The 1,146-nt window shown below is 25.0% G+C and carries 2 protein-coding genes; both read left to right on the forward strand.

What is annotated here, in order from left to right; translation table 11 throughout:
• Positions 1-165: 165 nt before the first annotated feature.
• Positions 166-306, forward strand: a complete 141-nt coding sequence (locus CAMP5082_RS08195) for a hypothetical protein (RefSeq protein WP_257915070.1) — start codon at positions 166-168, stop codon at positions 304-306.
• Positions 306-1,085, forward strand: coding sequence for a Fic family protein (locus tag CAMP5082_RS08200; RefSeq protein WP_337206427.1), 780 nt, complete (start codon positions 306-308; stop codon positions 1,083-1,085). Before CAMP5082_RS08195 ends, CAMP5082_RS08200 begins: the two co-directional genes overlap by 1 nt.
• The last annotated feature ends 61 nt before the right edge of the window (positions 1,086-1,146 follow it).

The following is a 1,146-nucleotide window of genomic DNA, read 5'->3' on the forward strand; positions in this document are numbered from 1 at the left end:
ATGGCGAGCTTATGAAGCAAACTGAAGAAAAAGCAAAAGCTACTGGCTTATTTGACTAAATAGGAGTGAAAAATGAGTAGTGTTTAGCTACTCGTTTTTTGTTTTATTCATATATAAAATGATATAATTATATTATTAAAATCTTAAGAAAGTTTATTTGGTATGATGAAAGATAAAAAATATGCTAATGTGGATTTAAAATTTCTTCCTAAAATAAAAAAAACAACGAAAGAGAATGAGAAAAAAATCATTAAAATGTTAATGGAAGATAATAAATTAGCTTTAAGGTATTTAGAAGATAAGTGATGGAAGAAATTTTTTTTAATGAAGATGCTGAATTATTGTATAAGCGTATTGTTGAAATCAACAAAGAATTGATGAATGATTCTTCATCTAAATCATTAAAAAAATTTGCTATTTTAAACAAAGGAACTTTGTTAGATCTTTGCAATTGCGTTTATTCCACAATTCCATTTTCAAATCCTCCTAAACCCTATTGTTCTGATTTTGCTGAAATGACAGCGATGATTATTTATAAATTAAATAAAGGACATTGTTTTGCCGATGGAAACAAAAGAACAACTTTATTAATTATAATGGAATTAATAAAAGATGCATATCCAGTTTTTTATAATGACTTCTTTAAGGGCGGATTATCAATCTTTTTAAAAGATATGATTAAAAGGAATTTAAATGAAGATGATGTAATAAATTGGGTTAGATATCAATATGATCTAAAATATGAAATATCTGATGTGGAAGCACAAATAATATATCTTATAATGCAATATAAAAGACATGGATTTTATGATTTGGCAGAAGAAAGATATAAAGAATGCCTTGCAGTATACGGGCCTTCTGTTGCTCTATATAAATCTATGGCTAAAGTTTATACTTGTAAAGGTGAGTATGATAAAGCTATAAATTTATACGAACAGGCTATAGAAGGAAGTAAAGGTAAAATTGATGAATTTGAATTACTCAATTTAAAATTTCATAGAAAAAAATTATTGTCTAGAAATACAATTAGTAAAGAAGAATTTTCATTATATTTGAAAAGTGTTTCTGGAAATCGTAATGGATAATTGATTTTTCTTGGTATTATTTTATATCTAATTAATACTTTTTAGATATAATTTCAATATC

Source organism: Campylobacter sp. LMG 17559 (genome assembly GCF_024723605.1).
Lineage (GTDB): Bacteria > Campylobacterota > Campylobacteria > Campylobacterales > Campylobacteraceae > Campylobacter_D.